Source organism: Hydrogenivirga sp., assembly GCF_056450045.1.
Genome location: NZ_JBWONM010000001.1, coordinates 1 through 3,889, shown reverse-complemented (window position 1 = coordinate 3,889; position 3,889 = coordinate 1). Strand labels below are relative to the sequence as shown.

General features: G+C 49.9%; 4 protein-coding genes and 1 pseudogene. 3 read left to right on the top strand and 2 right to left on the bottom strand.

Translation table 11 applies throughout. The features are described 5' to 3' along the window. Both AC1HCM_RS00025 and moaA read left to right on the top strand, forming a co-directional pair. Positions 1-279: molybdenum cofactor biosynthesis protein MoaE (locus AC1HCM_RS00025; protein ID WP_479459725.1), on the top strand; the 279-nt coding region annotated here is incomplete at its 5' end. Beyond that, on the top strand, positions 280-1,275 hold the full coding sequence (moaA, locus tag AC1HCM_RS00020) for a GTP 3',8-cyclase MoaA (protein WP_479459724.1): 996 nt from the start codon (positions 280-282) through the stop codon (positions 1,273-1,275). It abuts the gene before it with no gap. On the opposite strand, the gene AC1HCM_RS00015 is transcribed toward moaA, so the two are convergent. Both AC1HCM_RS00015 and AC1HCM_RS00010 read right to left on the bottom strand, forming a co-directional pair. Continuing rightward, positions 1,259-1,843 (bottom strand): TetR/AcrR family transcriptional regulator, encoded by a 585-nt coding sequence (locus AC1HCM_RS00015; RefSeq protein ID WP_479459723.1) that lies wholly within the window; start codon positions 1,841-1,843, stop codon positions 1,259-1,261. The two genes, moaA and AC1HCM_RS00015, sit on opposite strands and share 17 nt — an antisense overlap. A gap of 11 nt (positions 1,844-1,854) precedes the next feature. Beyond that, positions 1,855-3,147 (bottom strand): NAD(P)/FAD-dependent oxidoreductase, encoded by a 1,293-nt coding sequence (locus tag AC1HCM_RS00010; RefSeq protein WP_479459722.1) that lies wholly within the window; start codon positions 3,145-3,147, stop codon positions 1,855-1,857. A gap of 338 nt (positions 3,148-3,485) precedes the next feature. Here AC1HCM_RS00010 and AC1HCM_RS00005 point away from each other — a divergent pair. Continuing rightward, positions 3,486-3,889: pseudogene (locus AC1HCM_RS00005) on the top strand (cytochrome c oxidase subunit 3); the annotation flags it as partial.

The window sequence follows — 3,889 nt, the reverse complement described above, 5'->3', positions numbered from 1 at the left end:
CTTCACTACGAAGCTTACCCAGAGATGGCTCTTAAGGTGATAGGGAAGATAAGGGAGGAGACCATTGAGAAGTTCGGTGTTGAGGAGGTCTTTATACATCACAGACTGGGAGTAGTGCCGGTTGGAGAGCCTTCCTTCCTCGTGGTCGTCTTTGGAGGGCACAGGGAGGAGACCTTCAAAGCCTGTCGTTATGCGGTGGATGAAACCAAGAAGAGGGCACCAATATGGAAGAAGGAGGTCTTTTCCTCGGGCAGGGGTGAGTGGGTTATGGGGGCATAGATGTTGAGAGACAAGCTTGGAAGAGAGCTCAAGGACATCAGGATATCCGTAACCGACAGGTGCAACTTCAGATGCTTCTTCTGTATGCCCCCAGACAGTGAGATAGAGTTCCTGAGAAGGGAGGAGCTCCTCTCCTACGAAGAGATAGCGAGGCTTGTAAGACTACTGACGGAGCTCGGTGTTCGGAAGGTCAGGATAACGGGTGGAGAACCCCTCCTGAGGGCACACCTTGAAAACCTAATACATCTCCTCAGAGATAATGAAAAGCTCTCGGACATAGCCCTGACCACGAATGGCTACAGGCTCAGAGAGAAGGCTTATCCACTCAAGGAGGCGGGTCTAAGGAGGGTGACCGTGAGCCTCCTAACCCTGAAGGAGGACAGGTTCAGGAGGATGGTTGGGAGGGATGTGAGCCTTGGGTCGGTACTTGAGGGTATGGAGGAGGCTAAGGAGGTAGGGCTTACCCCCGTGAAGGTTAACACCGTTGTTGTGAGAGGTGTTAACGACGATGAGATACTTGACATAGCTGAGTTCTGCAGAGAGAGAGGGTATGTCCTGAGATTTATAGAGTACATGGATGTTGGGACCCTCAACGGGTGGAGTATGGATAAGGTAGTCCCAGCGGAGGAGATAGTAAAGAGCTTGAAGGAAAGGTATGAGCTTGAAGAGCTTGGCAGACAGGAGCCCAGCGAGACCTCCCTCAACTACCGCTACAAGGACATCCCCCTTGAGGTTGGCGTTATAGCCTCTGTTACCAAGCCCTTCTGTAGAGGGTGTACGAGGTTGAGGCTTTCCGCTGATGGGAAGCTCTTTACATGCCTTTTCTCTGGGAAGGGGCACGATGTGAAGGAGCTCCTTCGCTCCGGTGCTTCCGATGAAGAAATTGTGAACTTTATTACCTCCCTGTGGTCTGAAAGGGAGGACAGGTACTCCGAGCTCAGGCTCAAGAGCAGGACCAAAGCTGAAAAGGTTGAGATGTTCAGGGTCGGCGGGTGATAAGACCCTCAAGGATAACCTTCTTGAAGGATTCCCTGTCTTTAACTATCTTCCCTTTCCTTCCCCTTATGAACCACTGAAATACCTTTGCCTGCATCAGACCTATAAAGGAGAAGCTGACTTCCTCAACATCTATGTCAGCCCTTATCTTTCCCTTGCGTATACCCTCATCTATAACGCTTCCTACCTTCTTGGCGTAGGTGTTTAGAAACTCAAATATCATCTTCTTGAGCTTCCTCTTGTTGCTTCTGGAGAATTCAAAGCAGAGCACGGGGCTTATGCCCCGTGTCTCCTCCAGCAGGTCTATGTGTCCCTCAATGATCAGCTCCAGCCTCTCCACGGGGTCCTTTCCCTTCTCTATCGCCTCTTCAACCCTTCTCATGCACTCTTCTGTGTACCTTGAGATTATCTCCTCCGCTATGCTGTCCATAGTGGGGAAGTGTTTGAATATGGCAGCGTCCGATATGCCAAGCCTCTCTCCTATCCTCTTGGCGGTAAACATCTTGAGACCTTCGTGGGCTATTATCTGGGCGCCTACCCTGACTATCTTTTCCCTCGTGCTCTCCATAGCCTAACCTCTTAGCAACGGGAGCCGGGAGAGCCCTCACATTCCTTGCAGAGCTCCATCGGCTTCAGGTGTAGCAGCACTTCAAGAGCCTTCTCCTCAAACCAGGGTGAGATATCACCCCTCTTGACCTTCCAGAGGAAGTACTTCTCAAAGGCTGTCTTTAAGTAGTGAACCCATCCTGCCTTTTTCGTCTTAACCCACGCTCTCGGAGGTATGACCGGGTTTGCTATAAATCCGGCAGCCTCCTTTCCCATGTCGGCTATACATATCGCTGCGAGGGTGGGAGCGTACCTGTCCGGTGAGTTGTGGATGTCGTTCACTATGTTGGTGGCGACCGCAAGAGCCATTCCCTCTATCATCTGTCCCGTCTTGGGAGCACCCGTTGGGACTGGAGTCTTTTCAACAGGAGGTATGGCGGTGACCACACCGACTCCGTATATGTTCTCGTAGGTCGGGTTCTGGAAGCACCTGTTCACTATCACCATCTTGTTCATAGGGTTGGCAACCTTGTCCCCTGCGGAGGCAACCACCTCAGGACCCTGAAATCTCGGCATGAACATCGTGAGCTTTGCTGGCTCTTCGTAGGTGTTGCCATCAAGGTCTTCATACACCACCTTGTCCTTATCAATCTTTGTGACCTTGACGTTGGTTATGTACCTTATGTCCTTCTCCGCAAAAAGGTCTTCCATCATCCTCTTAGAGGGACCCACACCCCCGAGACCGAGATGACCTATGTAGGGTTCGGAGGTTATGTAGGTCATCGGGACCTTGTGTCTGAGATTCCTCTTCACGAGCTCGTAATTTAGCATAAAGGCAAACTCGTAAGCGGGTCCAAAACAGCTGACCCCCGGTATCGCACCTATTACCACCGGTCCAGGCTCCCTGTAAAACTCCTCAAGCCTCTTCTGGGTCTCAAGGGCATGCTCCGCCGTGCATACCGATGTGGAGTTTTCCTCCTGCCCCTCCGCACCGAACACGAGCTTGGGACCTGTGGCTATAACCAGGTAATCGTACTCAACATCCCTTCCGGATTTCAGCTTTACCTTGTTGTTGTCGGGGTCTATAGCCTCCGCAGCCTCGTTTATAAAGTCAATGTTGAACTTGGGAAGTAAAGGTGCGAGGGGTACGGTTATGTCTTCAAACTTCCTCCAACCTAAAGCTAGATGGGGATAGGCTGGGGTGAAGCCAAAGTAAGGTCTGTTTGATATCACCGTTATCCTCAGGTTCTTGTCCATCTTCCTCAAGTTGTAGGCTGTCGCTATTCCTCCTATTCCACCACCTATAACGACAACGTGTTTGCTCATCTCACACCTCCTGAAATTTAGTAAGTGCTAACTCTATTATATAGCTCTGTTCACCATCTTTCAAAGAGCATGTTTGGGCACTCTCCTGAGGATAAACATTCCTTGGGCTTGAAATTGCAAGGGCTATTAATTACTTATGTTTTGAGCTTTGTTTATTTGTTAATACATACTAACTAACTTTCTTTAGACCCCTAAATGCTTATTAAATAAAATAAACTGACATTAAAATCATTTTTTAAAATAAAAACCTTGCACCTCTTGAACCTCTGCTATATGATATTTTTCAGCTGATTTATATCATTTTTGTAAGTTTATGTTTACGCTAAGGAGGGATTGAGATGGCACAGGGAGCTGTTCATCATCCGCACCATGAGGTCAGCGTTTGGCCCTTCCCGATCGGTATCGGTATCCTGCTCGTGCCGATAGCCTTCACGATGTTCTTTCACTATGGCTGGCAGATGCCCGGTCTGATAACAGGTGGGGTTGCCCTCGTGCTCATACTCGTCGGTGCTGCCGGCTGGGCTAATGAGCACTTTGAGAGGGAAAAGGATGAGGGCTTCGGCTGGCTGGGAATTCTCACCTTTATACTTTCCGAGCTGGTCATCTTTGGAACGCTCTTTGCCTTCTTCTGGACCGCAAGAACTACCCACGCGGACGAATGGGCTAAGTGGGTGCCGGAGGGTATAAGCCTTGGAATGGCTGGATTGCTCACCCTTATACTTTGGGCTTCAAGCTTCACCAT